Genomic DNA, 16,223 nt, shown 5'->3' with positions numbered 1-16,223 from the left:
ATTACAGGCTTGTTCGAGCCTATCTGATTTCGTCCAGGGCCTGCCTCTGCCGATGCATCTCCAAAAACACGCGGTAGTCGCGGTCGAACCGGCCGGCGGCCGCCGAATTGGGCTCTCGCGTCTTGCCGCCTTGCTGCATGGCGACGCAAGCGGCGTTCAAATCGGGAAAAAGCCCGGCGGCGGTGGCGGCGATCATGCCGGTGCCGAGCAGCACCGCCTCATCGGCCAGCGGCTCGACCACCGTGCAGCCGGTGGCGTCGGCATAAAGCTCCATCAGCAGCGGGTTCTTGGTGTGACCGCCGGTGACATGCAGCGTGTCGATCAGATAGCCGTTCTCGTTCAGCGCTTCCAGCACATGGCGCACGCCGAGCGCGATGCTTACGGCGGTGCGCCAATAGAGCTTGCACAGGCTGTCGAAGGAGGACTCCAGCGTCAGTCCGCTGACGACGCCGACGGCATGCGGGTCGGCGAGCGGCGAGCGGTTGCCGTGGAAATCCGGCAGCACATGCAGCCTTGCCGCAAGGTTCTCGCCCTCGACGGCGCGCAACTCGGCAACGCGCCGGGCGATCCTGGCGTGCATGGCTGCGTCCGGCTCACCGCCGGCGCCGTGCCAGCGGATGATATGGTCGAGCAGCGCGCCGGTGGCCGATTGGCCGCCTTCCGACAGCCAAAGCCGGGGAAGGGCAGCGCCATAATACGGGCCCCAGACGCCGGCAAAGGGTTGCGGGTCGGGTGACATCGCCATGACGCAGCTCGAGGTGCCGGCGATCAGCGCCAGATGCCGGCCGATGTTGGTTTCGTCGCCGGCAAAGCCGCCGAGCACGCCGAGCGCACCGGCATAGGCGTCGATGACGCCGGCGCCAACCCGGCATTTTTCGGTCAGGCCAAGCTCAGCCGCAGCTTCCGCGCCCAGCCGGCCGATATCGGCGCCGACCGGGCTGGCCTTGTCAGGCAGATTGCCATGCTCGAAAAGATCGCCGAGCCCGACGGCTTGGAAGAAGTCGTGCCGCCAGCCGGTCTCTTCATGCGCCAGATAGGTCCATTTGGCGGTCAGCGTACATTGCGAGCGGGCGAGCGAACCGGTCGCCTTCCAACTGAGAAAGTCGGTGAGGTCGAATAGATAGCCGGCTTCGTTCCATGTTCCGGGCAGGTTGCGCTTCAGCCACATCAGCTTCGGCGTCTCCATTTCCGGCGACATGACGCCGCCAATATAGTCGAGCACGGCATGGCCGCTTTCGGTGCATTCATCGGCCTCGGCAATGGCGCGGTGATCGAGCCAGACGATGGTATCCCAGCGCCTTTCGCCTGACACCGAGACGCTGAGCTGGCCACCATCCTTGCCGCGCACCACCAGCGAGCAGGTGGCGTCGAAGGAGATGCCGACGATATCCTCCGCTGCCACGCCGGCTTTTTCGCGGGCGGCGCGCACCGCAATGCAGACCGCCGACCAGATATCCTGCGAATCGTGTTCGGCGTGCTCGGCCTTCGGCCGGTTCATGACGATCGGGTGCTCGGCGCGGCCGAGCAAGGTGCCTCCGGTGTCGAGAATGCCCGCACGGGCGCTCCCGGTGCCGACATCGACCGCACAAACGAAACTGTTCGTCAAGATGTTCTTACTCTCGCTCCCAGGCCTGCAATCAGATCGGGCAGTTGCAGCATGTCAGCGAATATAGAGTCCGGTTCACTCGACGCAAGCCGCGCTTTCAGTGCCGGGTTGCCGGCGTGCGAACCGCCGGTGAAGGCAAGGACGCGCATGCCCGCCGCCCGTGCCGCCGCGACGCCGACGGGGCTGTCCTCGACGACGAGACAATTTTGCGGGATCGCTCCCATGCTGGCGGCTGCGTGGAGAAAAAGGTCCGGCGCCGGCTTGCCCCGCGCCACCATGGCGGCGCTGAACAGATGCGGCTCGAGCAGCCCGAGCAGCCCGGTGACGTCGAGCGCATAGCGGATGCGGTCCAGCGTGCCAGAGGAGGCGACGCAGCATGGCATGGCGAGCCTTGGCAGAACCTGCCCGATGCCGGGGATAGGCTTCAACTCGTCGCGAAATTTGCGCATCAGCCCGACGCGCATCGCGCTCAGGTGCTGGTCGGTGATATCAAGTCCGAAGTCGCGGGCGAGGATTTCGCGAACGCTTTTCATGCTCTTGCCGAGGAAATGCTCATAGGCGGCATCCTCGCTGACACTGCCGCCGGCGAGCGTGATCATGCCGAGCAATGCCGAAACGGACAGCCCCTCGCTGTCGACCAGCACGCCGTCGCAGTCGAAAATGACCAGGTCAGGCGTCATTGCAGGGCCTTCATCGGAAGGGTTTCACGGGCATTGAGCCGATCTAGAGATTGCCGGCGAGATAGCGCGTCAGCGTCGTACGCGCGCCATCGGCCCAGAGCGCCTTGAGCGCATTGGCAAAGGCCTCGACAAACGGCGCCGAGCGTCCGACATCGCCATAGATGTCTTCCATGGCCAGCCAGGCGGCAGGCGCATCCTTTGCCGCCCTGGCTGTCGTCTGCAGCCGGTCCCAGCTCGGATCGTTGGGTTCGATGACGGCGCCGCTATCGGTCGTGCCGAAGCAGTAGCGGCACCAGAGTGCCGATTCCAGTGCCAGGCCGGCGACGCCCTTGCCGGCCTTCAGCCGGTCGGCGATGGTCGGGATGATGAATTTCGGCTGCCGGTTGGAGCCGTCGAGGCAAAGCCTGCGGATGGTGTCGCCAATCTTCGGATTGGAAAAGCGGTGCTCGATGAGCCGGTAATAATCCTCCAGCACGGTGTCCGGCACCGGCGGCACGGTCGGGATGATCTCGTCGTGCTCCAGTCTGTCGAGAAAGCCGCGCACCAGCGGTTCCTGCATCGCCTCGTGGACGAAATGGATGTCCATCAGCCCGGCGGGATAGGCGATGGTCGCATGACCGCCATTGAGGATGCGGATCTTCATCAGCTCGTAGGGCGCAACATCGCTGACGAACTGTACGCCGACCTTTTCCAGCGGCGGCCTTCCGTCGGTGAAATGGTCCTCCAGCACCCATTGCCTGAACGGCTCGCAGAACACTGGCCAATTGTCGTCGAGACCGAACTCGCTTGAGAGAATGCCGCGTTCACGGTCGGTGGTGGCCGGCGTGATGCGGTCGACCATGCCGTCGGGAAAGGCGACTTTCTCGCTCACCCAGGTCGCCAAATCCTCGTCGATCAGACGGGCGAGACCGATGACGCCATCGGCGGTGACATGGCCGTTGTGAGGGATGTTGTCGCAGGACATGATTGTGAAGGGCACGATGCCGTCATCGCGGCGGCGCATCAGCCCGGCAAGAATGATGCCGAACACGGTCTTCGGCATTGCTCCCGGCTGCGCATCGGCGACGATGTCGGGATGGGTCGGGTTGAACACGCCGGACGCCGGATCGATGAAGTAGCCGCCCTCGGTGATGGTCAGCGAAACGATCCTTATCGCCGGATCGGCAAGCCGTTCTATGATTGCGGCCGCGTCGCCCGGCATCAGGAAGTCGATCATGACCCCGGTGACGCGGGCGCTCATGTGGCCAGAATCCTGCTCGACCACGGTGGTCAGCCAGTCCTGTTCCTGCAACTTGCCGCGGCCGACCTTCTCGCCCTCGAAGACGCCGGCGCCGACAATTGCCCAGTCATGGCCGACGCCCGCATTGAACAGGTCGTCGAGATAGACGGCCTGATGAGAGCGATGGAAGTTGCCGACCCCGAAATGGACGATACCGGCCTTGAGCGCCGCGCGATCGTATTTCGGGCCGGCGACCTTGGGCGGAAGCTTGGCGAGGATGGAAGAAGAGAGTTTCACGGTCATCTGCTTTACCCTTTAGCGGGACGGCTCTTCCCCCCGGTGGAGGAGACGGGGAGAAGAGCGCCTTCGCCCCCTCAACTCATCCACTGGCCGCCATCGACATTGTAGGTCTGGGCGACGATGTATTCGGCGTCGTCGCTGGCCAGGAACACCGCCATGCCGGTGAGGTCTTGCGCCGTGCCCATGCGGCCATAGGGCACCGCTTCGCCGACCAGCCTCTTCTTCTCGCCCTTCGGCCGGTTCTCGTACTTGGCGAACAGGGCATCGACATGGTCCCAGTGCTCGCCGTCGACGACGCCCGGCGCGATGGCGTTGACGTTGATGCGGTGCTTGATCAGGTCGAGCCCGGCCGACTGGGTGAGCGAGATGACGGCGGCCTTGGTGGCGCAATAGACGGCAACCAGCGCCTCGCCGCGGCGCCCGGCCTGGCTCGCCATGTTGATGATCTTGCCGCCCTGGCCAGCCGCGATCATCGAGCGAGCGGCGGCCTGCAGCATAAACAGCGTGCCGGCGACATTGACGGAAAACAGCCTGTCGTAACTCGCCTTGGTGATCTCGACGATCGGCGCCAGGTCGAACAGAGCGGCGTTGTTGATCAGAATGTCCAGTCCGCCGGTCCTTGTCTCGACCGCCTTGACCGCCGCCTCGATCGAAGCGAGGTCGGTGACGTCCAGTTTCACGGCGTAAGCGTTGCCGCCGATCTCCGAAGCTGTCTTTTCCGCGGCTTCGAGATTGATGTCGCCGATGGCGACCGTGGCGCCCTCGCGGACATAGGCTTCGGCGAACGCCCTGCCGATGCCGCGCGCCGATCCGGTGATCAGCGCCGATTTACCCTTCAGCCTCATTGCATCATCGCCTTTCCGTCGGCGCCGAAGCGGTGCAGCTTGGTCTTGTCCGGCGTCAGATAGATGGTGTCGCCGTGATGGGCCGCCAGTTCGCCGTCGGCGCGCACCGTCAGCGGCCCGACACTGTCGGCTTGAACGTGCAGAAACGTGTCGGAGCCGAGATGCTCGGCGACGCCGACCGTGGCTTTCCATTCGCCTGAAGTCGTCGAGATGTTCATATGTTCGGGGCGAATGCCGACGGTCTTGGCGCCATGTTTGGCCGCCGGCGCGCCTTCGATCAGGTTCATCCTGGGCGAACCGATGAAGCCGGCGACGAACAGGTTCTTCGGCGTCTTGTAGAGCTCCATCGGCGAGCCGACCTGTTCGATGTTGCCGGCATTGAGCACGACGATCTTGTCGGCCATGGTCATCGCCTCGACCTGGTCGTGGGTGACGTAGATCATCGTCGTCTTGAGCTGATGATGCAGCTCGCTGATCTCCAGCCGCATGGTGCCGCGCAGTGCTGCGTCGAGATTGGACAGAGGTTCGTCGAACAGGAAAGCCGATGGCTGCCGCACGATGGCGCGGCCGATGGCGACGCGCTGGCGCTGACCGCCGGAGAGCTGGCCGGGGCGGCGATCGAGATAATTGGTGAGGTTCAGGATGCGCGCCGCATCCTTCACCTTCCTGTCGATGGTCGCCTTGTCCTCGCCCGCCATCTTCAGCGGGAAGGCGATGTTCTTGGCCACGGTCATGTGCGGGTAGAGCGCATAGGACTGGAACACCATGGCCAGCTTGCGCTTGGCCGGCGCCTCGCCGGTGACGTCGCGGCCGTCGATGTTGATGGTGCCGGCGGTGGTGTCCTCCAGCCCGGCGATCAGCCGCAGCAGCGTGGACTTGCCGCAGCCCGACGGGCCGACGAAAACGACGAACTCGCCGTTCTCGATGACCAGGTCGATGCCCGGAATGATGACCGTCGACCCGAACGACTTGGAGACGTGCTTGAGCGTGATGTTTCCCATGGTTTCCTCCCCGAGGGTTATTGTCCGTCGTTCATCGCTTGCGGCGGTGTTACTTCACGGCGCCAAAGGTCAGGCCGCGCACCAGCTGCTTCTGGCTGAACCAACCCATGATCAGGATCGGCGCGATCGCCAGCGTCGAGGCGGCGGAAAGCTTGGCCCAGAACAACCCTTGAGGGCTTGAGAAGGAACTGATGAAGGCAGTAAGCGGCGCGGCCTCGGTAGTGGTCAGCCGGATCGTCCAGAACGCCTCGTTCCACGCCAGGATGATATTGAGCAGCATCGTCGAGGCGATGCCCGGCACCGCCATCGGCGTCAGCACATAGACGATCTCGTTCCAGAGCGATGCGCCATCCATGCGCGCCGCTTCCAGGATCTCGCCCGGGATTTCGCGAAAATAGGTGTAGAGCATCCACACCACGATCGGCAGGTTGATCAGCATCAGCATGATCATCAGGCCGATGCGGCTGTCGAGCAATCCTGTGTCGCGGAAGATCAGGTAGATCGGGAACAGCACGGCAACCGCCGGCATCATCTTGGTGGAAAGCATCCACATCAGGATGTCCTTGGTCCACTTGCCCGGCGAGAACGCCATCGACCAGGCCGCCGGTATGGCGACGAGCAAGGCAAGGATGGTCGAGCCGACCGCCAGGAACACCGAGTTGAGGAAGAACTTGAAGTACCCGCTCTGCGCCTCGACCGCGGTATAGCTCTCCATGGTTCCCGACGGAAACAGGTTGAAGCCCTGGATGGCCTCCTGCTCCGACTTGAACGACGTGATGATCGTATAGAGGATCGGGAAGAAGATCAGCAGTGCGACGATCCAGGCGGCCGCGGTCGCGATCGTCTTGTGCTGGGTGCTGACTGCACGTGCCATCGTTTCCTCCCTTATTTGTCCAGGTTCTTGCCGACCGCGCGCATGGCGAAGAAGGCGACGATGTTGGCGAGAATGACGGCGAGGATACCGCCGGCGGATGCCTGGCCGATTTTGAACTCCAGCAACGCCTTCTGGTAGACGAGGAAGGGCAGGTTTGTGGAGGCGTAACCCGGGCCGCCATTGGTGGTGACGAGGATCTCGGCATAGACCGACAAAAGGAAGATCGTCTGGATCAGGATGACGACGGTGATGGCGCGCGACATGTGCGGCAGCGTCAAATAGATGAAGCGGCTGATGAAGCCGGCCCCGTCCATCTCGGCGGCTTCCTTCTGCTCGGCGTCGAGCGACTGCAGGGACGTCAAGAGGATCAGTGTCGCAAACGGCAGCCACTGCCAGGCGACGATGATGATGATCGCCGGCATGGGATATTGGCCAAACCAGTCGATCGGCTGCCCGCCGAAGAAGCGCGCAATGTCGGCAAAGACGCCGTATTGCGGATGCATGATCATGTTCTTCCAGACCAGCGCGGCCACCGGCGGCATGACGAAGAACGGCGAGATCACGAGAATGCGGACGATGCCCTGTCCCCACATCGGCTGATCGATCAGCAGCGCCAGCAGGATGCCGCCGATCACCGTGATCAAAAGCACGCTGGCCACGAGGATAAGCGTGTTGAGGATCGACTGCAGGAATGCCGGATTGGAATAAAAAAGCGCGTAGTTCGAGAAGCCGACGAACCCGTCGCGGATCGGGTTGAGCGGGTTGTACTGCTGGAAGGAGAACCACAGGGTGAATGCCAGCGGCACGATCATCCAGACGAACAGCAGCACCACGGATGGCGCTATCATGAAGCGGGCAAGCGAACGGGTCTGCTGAGTAGCCATGACGGTCACCCTTCAAAGGTCAGCCAAATTTTCAGAGTTTGAAGGTGGCCGCCCGAACTGGGATTCGGGCGGCCCCTGCCGGCCATGATGGGCAACCGGCGTTCGGCACCGGGAGGAGCCTACTGGATATAACCGCCCTCGGTCATCGTTGCGGTGGCAGCGTCCTGGGCCTGCTTCAAGGCGTCGTCGACACTGGTCTGGCCGGCGAGTGCCGCTGAAAACAGCTGGCCGACGGTGGTGCCAAGGCCCTGGAACTCAGGGATGGCGACGAACTGGACACCGACATAAGGCACCGGCTTGACGGTCGGATGCGTCGGATCGGCGGCGTTGATCGAGTCCAGCGTCATCTTGGCGAACGGCGCCGCCTTCTGGTATTCGGGGTTGGCGTAGAGCGAGGTGCGCGTTCCGGGCGGAACATTGGCCCAGCCTTCCTTCGAGGCGACGAGTTCGAGATAGTCCTTGCTGGTTGCCCAGGATACGAACTTCTGAGCGGCGTCAGCCTTCTGCGTGCCGGCGGGAATGGCCAGCGACCACGCCCACAGCCAGTTGCCGCGCTTGCCCAAGCCATTGTCGGGCGCCAGCGCATAGCCGACCTTATCGGCGACCGTGGAGTTCTTCGGGTCTGAGACGAAGGAGGCAGCGACGGTGGCGTCTATCCACATGCCGCACTTGCCCTGCTGGAACAGCGCCAGGTTTTCGTTGAAGCCGTTCGAAGATGCGCCCTCCGGGCCATTGGCCTTCATCAGGTCGACATAGAACTGCAGCGTGTTCTTCCATTCGGGCTGGTCGAATTGCGGCTTCCAGTTCTCATCGAACCAGCGTGCGCCGAAGGAGTTCGACATGGCGGTCAGGAAAGCCATGTTCTCGCCCCAGCCGGCCTTGCCGCGCAAGCAGACGCCGTTCACGCCGCTGGCGCGATCCGTCATCTTCTCGGCGGCCTGCTTGATGAAGTCCCAGGTCGGCGCGTCGGGCATGGTCAGCCCGGCCTTCTCCATCAGGTCCTTGCGGTACATGACGAAGGAGCTTTCGCCGTAGAACGGTGCCGCATAAAGCTTGCCGTCGACCGAGAGGCCGTTGGCGATGGCCGGGATGATGTCCTTGACGTCATAGTCGTCGCCGAGCTTGTCGAGCGGCAGCAACCAGCTCTGCTTGGCCCAGATCGGAACCTCGTAGGTGCCGATGGTCATCACGTCGTACTGGCCGCCCTTGGTGGCGATGTCGGTGGTGACGCGCTCGCGCAGCACGTTCTCCTCGAGCGTGACCCACTGGAGCTGGATGTCGGGATTCTTGGCGGTGAAGTCGTCGGTCAGCGTCTGCATGCGGACCATATCGCCATTGTTGACCGTGGCGATGGTGATGGATTCGGCCTGCGCGGCGAACGCAAATGCGCTGGCGGACAACAGACCCAGGGTGAGCGTGCGCAGTTTCATCAAATTCCTCCCATAAAACCAAGCTGAGCATTTGCCTTGGATGTGGGCAATTACTCACCTTGCGTGATTTATGTCAAGCCGGATTCGATGCTGCAGCGCAGCACGCAGCCTCGTGCGGCGTCCGGTTCAGGAAGCTTACGGGGATATTTCAAGCCGGCTAGGATGGGTCGCGACCCCGCGAAATGTCGGATTTTTCGGCACACACTTGATTGGATAAATTGCTGACCTATTGACCGGCAATCTCGGCCAGGATCCATTCGCGAAAAGCGCGGATCTTCGGCACGTTGCGCCGCGCCTGGGGATAGACCAGCCAATAGGCATGGCCGTCGTCGCCGACCAGATCGAAAGGCTGGATCAGGCGACCGTCGGCAAGCTCGGCCTTGAAGAGAGCGGCCGTCACGATCGCCACGCCCTGCCCGGCGATTGCGGCGTTTGCCTCATAGGCCTGCGCCCCCATGCTGGAGCCGGGGCGCTTGGCCAGTTCCTCGACCGGCAGGCCGGCGGCGATAAACCAGTCCCGCCACCAGATGTCGCCAGGGTCGAGGATCGGCAGGCGCAACAGATCGGCCGGCTCCTTCACCCCGCCGATGGTCGCCGCGAGTTTCGGGCTCAGCATCGGCGTGAAGTCCGCATTGAAAAGCTTGTGCACCTCCACGCCCGGCCAGTTTCCGCCGCCCGAACGGATGGCGATGTCGATGTCCTCGCGGGCGAAATCGACGAGGCGGTTCGATGTATCGAGACGCACCGCCAGCGACGGATGCGCGACCTGGAACGAACCGAGATGCTGCGCCAGCCAGTTCGAGGCAAAGGTCAGCAGCGTCGAGACACAAAGTACTCCGTCAGCGCCGCTGCGCGCCGCGGCATAGGCTCCACCCAACAGGGCGAACGCCTCGCTGACCGCAGGCGCCATGCGTTGTCCCGCCTCGGTCAGCACGATCTGCCTTGGCCGGCGCAGGAACAAAGGCGCACCGACGCGCTCCTCTAAAAGCTTGATCTGATAGCTCGCCGCCGCCTGCGTCATGCCAAGCTCGCCGGCGGCCTTGGTGAAGGAAAGGTGCCGCGCCACCGCCTCGAACACCCGGATCGCCTGAAGCGGAGGGAGTTGGGAGACCTGCCGTGACTTGAGTTCAGGCATAAGTCCTCCTTATGGGCCGTGATTGACGTTTGATTGGCAGCAAGGGCCGAGCCGGCCGATATTTGAGGTCGACGATCACTCTCGTCTACAGCGCCGCGCGTCCTTTTGGACGCGCAAAGGACGCTGTAGCACTTTTGATTTTGCGCATGATCCTTTCCGAAAATCGATATCGATTTTCGGGGTCATGCGCCAGACATAACAAAGGCTGACGATCATGACCATTGTACAGGAAAAGCTATTTCTGACGCCAGGCCAAGGCTGGTTTTTGCGGCTGGCGCGGGGATTGGCACGGCACGGAGCCAGGAAAAGGGCTTATCTCGACATCAGGGAATTGCCGCCGCATCTGCAGCGCGACATGGGTTTTCTCGACGGCAACGATCCTTGTGGCCGGCGCAAATAGCCTTGCTGGACTTATCCCTAATCAGCTGGCCACCAGCAAGGCGGCGGCGGTCCGCTCATCGGTGATGAGGCCGTTGACCAGCCGCCGATTCACAGCCGCAAGGATGCCCGGCAGTTTCCGCTCGCCCATTGCGAGCGCGATCACCAGCGACTTTTCACGCGACGGCAACGATGCGGAAGACACCCGGTCATTGGTGATGCCGTCGATCATCCGGCCTTCGCGATCGAACACCCAGCCGACGATCTCGGCGACGCCGCCTGCCTTTTGCAGTGCTTTCAATTCACTCTCCGAAATGAAGCCGTCCTCGTAAAGCGGCGCCTTGGGGCCGAGATCGCCGATGCCGACGAAGGTGACGTCGGCCTCTGCCGCCAGCGCCAGCGTCGGTTGGATCATCGGCTGGCTGAGCAGCATCTCGCGCTCCTGTGGCGAGGAGGCGATGACCGGCAGCGGCATTGGGAAGGACCGCGCCTTGACCCTGTCGGCCATGGTGAAGATGACGTTGTAGAAGGCGGCCGAACCGTCGGGCGAGATGTTGCCGGTCAGCGACACCACCTTGTGCTGCGGGCATTCCATCGGCGGCAGCTGCTCGATTGCCGCCTTCAGGGTGCGGCCGGTGCCGATCGCCATGACGATCGGCACCGGCGACCGCAGCCGTCTTTCGATCTCGGCAGCCGCCGCCACGGCGACGCCGATGGTGGAGGAGGAAGCGGGATCGCTCGGCACCACTTCGACCAGATCGAGCGCGAAGCGCGATTTCAGCCGGGCCGCGAGGTCGAGGCAATTGGCGATCGGGTGGTCGACACGGACCTTGATCAGCCCTTCCGACACCGCCAGCGACACCAGCCGCTGCGCCGTCTGCCGTGAGATGCCAAGCGTCGAGGCGATCTGGTCCTGCGTGTTGCCGGCGACATAATAGAGCCAGCCGGCGCGCGCCGCGTCGTCCAGCCTGTTGCTGCCGCTGTCCTGCCGGGAATTCAAGTTGCTGCCTCCCTGCCCCTGAGCATCGAGGCGGGGGCGCTTTACTTTTAAGGTGGAATGCGCTTGTGCGCAATTGCCTATCGCCAGAGCAATTGCTTAGGTAAGCGCTCGATGTGCCTGTGCTGTTTCGAGTGCATAATTGTAGCCAAGTAATTTTCGAAGTCCGGCAATTTTTGAAGTCCTGCAATGTCGGTGCAGGCAGGCGCAGCGGTTTATCTCCCGACGCAAACCCTTTAAGGGATTCGGACAAAGGAGCCTCGCATGACGCCGAAAGCGGTTTTCTGGGACATGGACGGCACGCTGGTCGACAGCGAGCCGTTGCACGAGGCGGCGCTGATAGCGGCGCTGCACAGCGTCGGCATCGCGGCGCCAACCAACCTGCATGAGCGGGTGCTCGGCATTGCCGCATGGCCGGTCTACGAAATGCTGCGCGACGAGTTCGGCCTCGACCTGCCCTTCGACGACTGGATCGTGCGCAAATACGACCACTATCTGCCGATGGCCGAGACGCTGAAGCCGCGCCCCGGCGCGATCGAGATCTATAACGAGCTGCGCGCGCTTGGCGTGGCGCAAGCGGTGGTGTCCAATTCCGACCGGCTGGTCGTCGACGCCAATCTGCGCATGGTCGGTCTTTTCTACCCCGGCATGAAGACGATCAGCCGCAACGACGTGCGCGAAGGCAAGCCGCACGCCGAACCTTTTCTGCGCGCCGCATGGCTGGTCGGTGTCGATCCAGCCGATGCCGTGGCCGTCGACGACAGTGTGACCGGCGCCACGGCAGGGCTGGCGGCTGGGATGAGGACGATCTTCTGGCCGGAGGCGCCTATGGAAGGGCCGCCCGGCGCGCTCATTATCAACAGCGCCGATGAATTGCGGGCTGAACTGGGACTTTAGAGACCGTTTGGAAACTCTACTCCGGCGGCCATCTGATGGCGTTTTCTGCTTCCGGTGCTCACGGACCCAAATGTCCGCTGCGCGCCGGTTCTCGAAACCACCACCATATGACTCGCCAGAGCGAATTTCGAAACAGTCTCTCAGGCATCAGTTCCGGTAGACCGGCTCCTGCTCGTCGAGGATCGCCTTCAATTCGGAAAGGTGCCGCTCGGCCTGGCCGGGATAATCTTCCTGCTCCGTTGCTGCCTTCTCGGCGATTTCGTCCGACAGGACCCGCAGCGGTCGGCCGGTCCACAGCGCCTTGATGTAGGTCTCGGCGGCGCGTTCGAAATAGAACATGCGGTTGAAGGTGTCGGCAACGGTGTCGCCGATGACCAGCACGCCATGGTTGCCCATGACCATCACCTTGACCTTCGGATCGGCAAGCAGTTGCGAGCAGCGTTCGCCCTCTTCCTCGAAGGCGAGCCCGCCATAGTGGCCGTCGACGACGTGGCGGTTGAAGAAGATCGCCGAGTTCTGGTCGATCGGCGGCAGCGTCGAGTCGGCGAGCGAAGCGAGCACCGTGGCGTGGATCGAGTGCACATGCATGACGCAGCGCGCATGACGCACGTTGCGATGGATGGCGCCATGCAGGCCCCATGCCGTAGGGTCAGGTGCATTCGGGCCGGAGAGCGTATCGGGGTCGTTGGCGTCGATCAGCAGCAGGTCACTCGCCTTGATGCGCGAGAAATGCACCTGGTTGGGATTCATCAGGAATTGCGAGCCGTCATCGTTGACGGCCAGCGAGAAATGATTGGCCACGGCTTCATGCATGTTGAGCCGCGCCGTCCAGCGGAAGGCGCAAGCCAGATCGACGCGCTCCTCGTAGAAGGGCAGGTTGGTCAGCATTTCCTTCTGCAGGCGGGCGATGCTCATCGAAAACCTCCGTGAAAGAAGCGAGGATGCCGCGCGCCGCAGATGTGCGCAACCGGTTTCGTTTGGTGCAGACGAGCGCTTTGCCTCACGCCGCAGTGCTTCTGGCGGCGTCGACGCTTAGCCCGCCATGCTCGACGATGAAATCGATCACCTCCTGCAGACCCTTGCCGCGCGACAGATCGGTGAAGCCGAACGGCCGCTTGCCGCGCATGCGGGCGGCGTCGCTCTCCATGACGTCGAGATTGACGTTCACATAAGGGGCGAGATCGCTCTTGTTGATGACCAGGAAATCGGACCGGGTGATCGCCGGCCCACCCTTGCGCGGGATTTCCTCGCCTTGGCAGACCGAGATGACGTAGAGCGTCAGGTCGGCGAGGTCGGAGGAAAAGGTGGCGGCAAGATTGTCGCCGCCCGATTCTATGAAGACGATATCGAGATCCGGGAATTTCTTGGTCATCTCGGCGATCGCCTGCAGATTGATCGAGGCGTCCTCGCGGATGGCGGTGTGCGGGCAGCCGCCGGTTTCGACGCCGATGATGCGATCCTCGGGCAGCGCCTGAAGCCGGGCCAGCATCATGGCGTCTTCCCTGGTGTAGATGTCATTGGTGACGATGGCGATGGAGAACTCGTCGCGCAGCGCCTTGCAGAGCTTTTCGGTGAGCGTCGTCTTGCCCGAGCCGACAGGGCCGCCGATGCCGATGCGAAGAGGACCGTTGGCTTGTGTCATCTAGGGAACTCCGTGATGGCAAGGAAGGCGAAGCCGAGCCCGATCAATAGGCAGAGCGGCGAATAATAGCTGACATCAAGCCGGGCGAAAGGCTGTTCGGGCGCCAGCCGGCGCCACCAGGGCGTGAAACCGGCAATGCCGCGCCCCAGGAAGACCAGTGCGATGAGCAGCGCTGTGGCGGCAAGCCCGGCCTTGGGAAAGGGCGTGGCAAACACGCCTTCGAGCGCCATCGGCCACAGCGTCGCCAGGCCGAGGCACGCGGCGACGGCGAAGCTGGCGAAGGGCGCCGGCATTTCGTCGACGCCACGGAAGCCGACCACCGCGCGGGCGCAGGAGGCAGCGTCCCTGCCCGGCCAGATCCCGCCAATACCCCAATAGACATGTAGCGTCGTGATCAGCAGCAGAACGAACGAGAGCGCGAAGGCGAGAATGATCATGAGCGGAACAGCCTGGAATATTGCGTCTCGTGCTTCATCGCCATGACATCCGAGACGAACGCGCAGCCGCCGAGATCATCCAGCGTCGAGCCGGCAGCACGGGCGGCGACGCCGAGCGCCAGCGGTTCGAAGCCGGCGAGCAGCGCGGTGGCGCCAGTCTGGCCGACGACGCCGAGCCGGATCGCGGCCTGGACGAGGTTGGAGAAGAAGGCCTGCAGGAAGGCCGACAGCGCATCCTGCAGGGCAATGGCGTTGCCGCCAGAAACGGCGCCGACGGCGACGCAATAGGCGCACTCGGCCGGCAGACCGTCCAGCACCTGACACGGCCATGCCGATGCCGCCTTCAGGAAGGCGGCGCCCTGCAGCATGGTCTCGGCATGGCGCTCGCGCGAGCCGGCCAAAGCCTCGGCGAGTGCGGCGATTTCGGCGAGATCGCCGGCCTGGCGGGCGCGCCGCCAGCTTTCGGCAAACAGCACGGCATCGTTCCAGCCCGAGCCCATCTCGACCAGCGTCTCCAGCCATGCGGCGAGGCTTTCGCTGTCGGCGACCAGCCCGGCATGCACGGCTTGTTCGAGACCATGGCTGTAGGAAAAACCGCCGACCGGGAAGGCAGGCGACAGCCACGCCATCAGCCGCAACAAAGCGATGTTGGAAGGCTGGTCAGTCATGGTCGTGCGAGTGGCTGTGGGAATGCGATTCGCTATGGGTATGGGAATGCGCTTCGGCGTGGCTGTGTGCATGCGCTTCGGCATGAGCATGACCGTGACTGTGCCCGGAATAGGCGCCGCGCACCGGCTTGAACGGCTCGGAAACGTCGCTCACGGTCGCAGCCAGCCCTTCAAGCATCGCCTTGATGACATGATCGCGCAGGATGAGGATGCGGTTAGCCTCGATGGCGGCAGCCAGGTGGCGGTTGCCGATATGCCAGGCAAGCTCGGCCAGATGGACAGGGCCGCTGGCACGGATATCGTAGAGCGGTTCCTCGGCCGCAATGATCTCGATGTGGCGGCCATCCTCCAGCACCAGCCGGTCGCCATCGTTCAAGGAAACCGGCTCGGGCAGGTCGACCAGCACCTTGTCGCTACGGGCCGTTTCGATGGCGCGGCGGCGCAGATGCCGCTCGTCATGGGCAAGCACGGCACGGTCATATGGCGTGACCGCTCCCGCTTCGCCGGCGGCGAGCACTGAGACGGCACGCGGGAATTTGGTGAAATCGGTGCGGATGTCGAGCTTCATGTAAGTCTGCCTCTCCCAACAAGCGTAGCCTATCGCGGCCGACGCCCCAATGGTACTCAAACGATCGTGTCGAAGAGCCGCAGGATAAACGATATCTGGTAGATGAGGGCGGCGGCGACAAAGGCGATGTGGAAGCGGCGATCGCGGACAAGCATCGCGATGACGCATAATGCGACGAACACCGGGGTACGGAACAAATATTCAACACCGAAGCGGGCGAAATGCTCGGGCCCCTTCAGCAGCGTATCGATCACGTCGAGCAGATAGGTCGCCGCCAGCAGACCGAAAAACCAGGCGCGGCGTGAATAGAAAAAATCCTCGTAGCTGGTGTAGTCCAGCATCGAGTCCGGAAACAGCAGCGCGCAGAGCAGGAACAGCGTGACGGCGTAGAAGATGATGAACAGGTACTTGCCGAAGGTCCAGGTCTCGATCTGGAACAGGCCGAACTCCCACCACCAGAAATGCACCAGCATCAAGAGCACCGACACAACCCAGGCAAGATGCACCGGATAGAGCCGGTATTGGCCCGGATGCTGGACGATGCGGGCCAGCCCCGACAGCAGCCGCGTGACGCCAAGGCCGATCACCATGCCCATGACGATGCGGATGTGCGGGAAGATGTCGTGGGCGTAAGGGAGTTGCTGGTTCATTAGGCCCGGCGC

The 16,223-nt window shown here is 63.1% G+C and carries 18 protein-coding genes; 2 read left to right on the top strand and 16 right to left on the bottom strand.

What is annotated here, in order from left to right; genetic code table 11:
• Positions 1 to 19: 19 nt before the first annotated feature.
• From BQ8482_RS02480 to gcvA, 9 genes are all read right to left on the bottom strand, one after another.
• Positions 20 to 1,606, bottom strand: coding sequence for an FGGY-family carbohydrate kinase (locus BQ8482_RS02480; protein ID WP_123146132.1), 1,587 nt, complete (start codon positions 1,604 to 1,606; stop codon positions 20 to 22).
• Positions 1,603 to 2,286 carry an HAD-IA family hydrolase gene (locus tag BQ8482_RS02475; RefSeq protein WP_123146131.1) on the bottom strand — a complete coding sequence of 228 codons (684 nt, stop codon included), beginning with the start codon at positions 2,284 to 2,286 and terminating at the stop codon, positions 1,603 to 1,605. Before BQ8482_RS02475 ends, BQ8482_RS02480 begins: the two co-directional genes overlap by 4 nt.
• A 43-nt stretch (positions 2,287 to 2,329) precedes the next feature.
• Positions 2,330 to 3,808, bottom strand: a complete 1,479-nt coding sequence (locus BQ8482_RS02470; RefSeq protein ID WP_123146130.1) for a mannitol dehydrogenase family protein — start codon at positions 3,806 to 3,808, stop codon at positions 2,330 to 2,332.
• A gap of 71 nt (positions 3,809 to 3,879) precedes the next feature.
• Complete coding sequence (locus tag BQ8482_RS02465) at positions 3,880 to 4,650, bottom strand: L-iditol 2-dehydrogenase (protein ID WP_123146129.1); 771 nt, start codon at positions 4,648 to 4,650, stop codon at positions 3,880 to 3,882.
• On the bottom strand, positions 4,647 to 5,651 hold the full coding sequence (locus tag BQ8482_RS02460; RefSeq protein ID WP_123146128.1) for an ABC transporter ATP-binding protein: 1,005 nt from the start codon (positions 5,649 to 5,651) through the stop codon (positions 4,647 to 4,649). Before BQ8482_RS02460 ends, BQ8482_RS02465 begins: the two co-directional genes overlap by 4 nt.
• A 49-nt stretch (positions 5,652 to 5,700) precedes the next feature.
• Positions 5,701 to 6,525: a carbohydrate ABC transporter permease gene (locus tag BQ8482_RS02455; RefSeq protein ID WP_123146127.1), complete on the bottom strand. Its 825-nt coding sequence runs from the start codon at positions 6,523 to 6,525 to the stop codon at positions 5,701 to 5,703.
• 11 nt (positions 6,526 to 6,536) lie between these two features.
• The gene (locus BQ8482_RS02450; protein ID WP_123146126.1) at positions 6,537 to 7,409 is read right to left on the bottom strand and encodes a carbohydrate ABC transporter permease; all 873 of its coding nucleotides are present in this window, start codon (positions 7,407 to 7,409) and stop codon (positions 6,537 to 6,539) included.
• A gap of 119 nt (positions 7,410 to 7,528) precedes the next feature.
• Positions 7,529 to 8,839 (bottom strand): ABC transporter substrate-binding protein, encoded by a 1,311-nt coding sequence (locus BQ8482_RS02445; protein WP_123146125.1) that lies wholly within the window; start codon positions 8,837 to 8,839, stop codon positions 7,529 to 7,531.
• 226 nt (positions 8,840 to 9,065) lie between these two features.
• A complete protein-coding gene (gcvA, locus tag BQ8482_RS02440) occupies positions 9,066 to 9,974 on the bottom strand; it encodes a transcriptional regulator GcvA (RefSeq protein ID WP_123146124.1) in 909 nt (302 codons plus the stop codon).
• Between the two features lie 214 nt (positions 9,975 to 10,188).
• On the opposite strand from gcvA, the gene BQ8482_RS02435 reads away from it, so the two are divergent.
• Entirely contained in the window at positions 10,189 to 10,374 is a 186-nt protein-coding gene (locus BQ8482_RS02435; RefSeq protein WP_123146123.1) for a hypothetical protein, read from the top strand.
• 21 nt (positions 10,375 to 10,395) lie between these two features.
• Here BQ8482_RS02435 and BQ8482_RS02430 read toward each other — a convergent pair whose 3' ends face one another.
• Complete coding sequence (locus tag BQ8482_RS02430) at positions 10,396 to 11,352, bottom strand: sugar-binding transcriptional regulator (RefSeq protein WP_123146122.1); 957 nt, start codon at positions 11,350 to 11,352, stop codon at positions 10,396 to 10,398.
• A gap of 261 nt (positions 11,353 to 11,613) precedes the next feature.
• Here BQ8482_RS02430 and BQ8482_RS02425 point away from each other — a divergent pair, with 261 nt between their 5' ends.
• Positions 11,614 to 12,246, top strand: coding sequence for an HAD family hydrolase (locus tag BQ8482_RS02425; RefSeq protein WP_123146121.1), 633 nt, complete (start codon positions 11,614 to 11,616; stop codon positions 12,244 to 12,246).
• A 147-nt stretch (positions 12,247 to 12,393) separates the two neighbouring features.
• Here BQ8482_RS02425 and BQ8482_RS02420 read toward each other — a convergent pair whose 3' ends face one another.
• The 6 genes from BQ8482_RS02420 to BQ8482_RS02395 form a co-directional block, all read right to left on the bottom strand.
• Positions 12,394 to 13,161, bottom strand: coding sequence for a class II aldolase and adducin N-terminal domain-containing protein (locus tag BQ8482_RS02420; RefSeq protein ID WP_123146120.1), 768 nt, complete (start codon positions 13,159 to 13,161; stop codon positions 12,394 to 12,396).
• An 85-nt stretch (positions 13,162 to 13,246) separates the two neighbouring features.
• Positions 13,247 to 13,888, bottom strand: a complete 642-nt coding sequence (gene ureG / locus BQ8482_RS02415; RefSeq protein WP_123146119.1) for an urease accessory protein UreG — start codon at positions 13,886 to 13,888, stop codon at positions 13,247 to 13,249.
• Positions 13,885 to 14,325 (bottom strand): DUF3995 domain-containing protein, encoded by a 441-nt coding sequence (locus tag BQ8482_RS02410; RefSeq protein ID WP_123146118.1) that lies wholly within the window; start codon positions 14,323 to 14,325, stop codon positions 13,885 to 13,887. Before BQ8482_RS02410 ends, ureG begins: the two co-directional genes overlap by 4 nt.
• Entirely contained in the window at positions 14,322 to 14,993 is a 672-nt protein-coding gene (locus tag BQ8482_RS02405) for an urease accessory protein UreF (RefSeq protein WP_123146117.1), read from the bottom strand. The genes BQ8482_RS02410 and BQ8482_RS02405 overlap by 4 nt, the downstream gene beginning before the upstream one ends.
• Complete coding sequence (locus tag BQ8482_RS02400; RefSeq protein WP_123146116.1) at positions 14,986 to 15,561, bottom strand: urease accessory protein UreE; 576 nt, start codon at positions 15,559 to 15,561, stop codon at positions 14,986 to 14,988. Before BQ8482_RS02400 ends, BQ8482_RS02405 begins: the two co-directional genes overlap by 8 nt.
• 56 nt (positions 15,562 to 15,617) lie before the next feature.
• A complete protein-coding gene (locus BQ8482_RS02395) occupies positions 15,618 to 16,211 on the bottom strand; it encodes a hypothetical protein (protein WP_123146115.1) in 594 nt (197 codons plus the stop codon).
• Positions 16,212 to 16,223 lie beyond the last annotated feature (12 nt).

The sequence above is a fragment of the Mesorhizobium delmotii genome, from assembly GCF_900149755.1.
GTDB lineage: Bacteria > Pseudomonadota > Alphaproteobacteria > Rhizobiales > Rhizobiaceae > Mesorhizobium > Mesorhizobium delmotii.
This window is presented reverse-complemented; position numbering and strand designations above follow the sequence as displayed.

What these genes read in the sequence shown, in the direction of transcription:
- BQ8482_RS02475 (WP_123146131.1), bottom strand. Translation starts at nt 2,286, where the DNA reads ATGACGCCTGACCTGGTCATTTTCGACTGCGACGGCGTGCTGGTCGAC.
- BQ8482_RS02470 (WP_123146130.1), bottom strand. Translation starts at nt 3,808, where the DNA reads ATGACCGTGAAACTCTCTTCTTCCATCCTCGCCAAGCTTCCGCCCAAG.
- BQ8482_RS02465 (WP_123146129.1), bottom strand. Translation starts at nt 4,650, where the DNA reads ATGAGGCTGAAGGGTAAATCGGCGCTGATCACCGGATCGGCGCGCGGC.
- BQ8482_RS02460 (WP_123146128.1), bottom strand. Translation starts at nt 5,651, where the DNA reads ATGGGAAACATCACGCTCAAGCACGTCTCCAAGTCGTTCGGGTCGACG.
- BQ8482_RS02455 (WP_123146127.1), bottom strand. Translation starts at nt 6,525, where the DNA reads ATGGCACGTGCAGTCAGCACCCAGCACAAGACGATCGCGACCGCGGCC.
- BQ8482_RS02450 (WP_123146126.1), bottom strand. Translation starts at nt 7,409, where the DNA reads ATGGCTACTCAGCAGACCCGTTCGCTTGCCCGCTTCATGATAGCGCCA.
- BQ8482_RS02445 (WP_123146125.1), bottom strand. Translation starts at nt 8,839, where the DNA reads ATGAAACTGCGCACGCTCACCCTGGGTCTGTTGTCCGCCAGCGCATTT.
- gcvA (WP_123146124.1), bottom strand. Translation starts at nt 9,974, where the DNA reads ATGCCTGAACTCAAGTCACGGCAGGTCTCCCAACTCCCTCCGCTTCAG.
- BQ8482_RS02435 (WP_123146123.1), top strand. Translation starts at nt 10,189, where the DNA reads ATGACCATTGTACAGGAAAAGCTATTTCTGACGCCAGGCCAAGGCTGG.
- BQ8482_RS02425 (WP_123146121.1), top strand. Translation starts at nt 11,614, where the DNA reads ATGACGCCGAAAGCGGTTTTCTGGGACATGGACGGCACGCTGGTCGAC.
- BQ8482_RS02420 (WP_123146120.1), bottom strand. Translation starts at nt 13,161, where the DNA reads ATGAGCATCGCCCGCCTGCAGAAGGAAATGCTGACCAACCTGCCCTTC.
- ureG (WP_123146119.1), bottom strand. Translation starts at nt 13,888, where the DNA reads ATGACACAAGCCAACGGTCCTCTTCGCATCGGCATCGGCGGCCCTGTC.
- BQ8482_RS02410 (WP_123146118.1), bottom strand. Translation starts at nt 14,325, where the DNA reads ATGATCATTCTCGCCTTCGCGCTCTCGTTCGTTCTGCTGCTGATCACG.
- BQ8482_RS02405 (WP_123146117.1), bottom strand. Translation starts at nt 14,993, where the DNA reads ATGACTGACCAGCCTTCCAACATCGCTTTGTTGCGGCTGATGGCGTGG.
- BQ8482_RS02400 (WP_123146116.1), bottom strand. Translation starts at nt 15,561, where the DNA reads ATGAAGCTCGACATCCGCACCGATTTCACCAAATTCCCGCGTGCCGTC.
- BQ8482_RS02395 (WP_123146115.1), bottom strand. Translation starts at nt 16,211, where the DNA reads ATGAACCAGCAACTCCCTTACGCCCACGACATCTTCCCGCACATCCGC.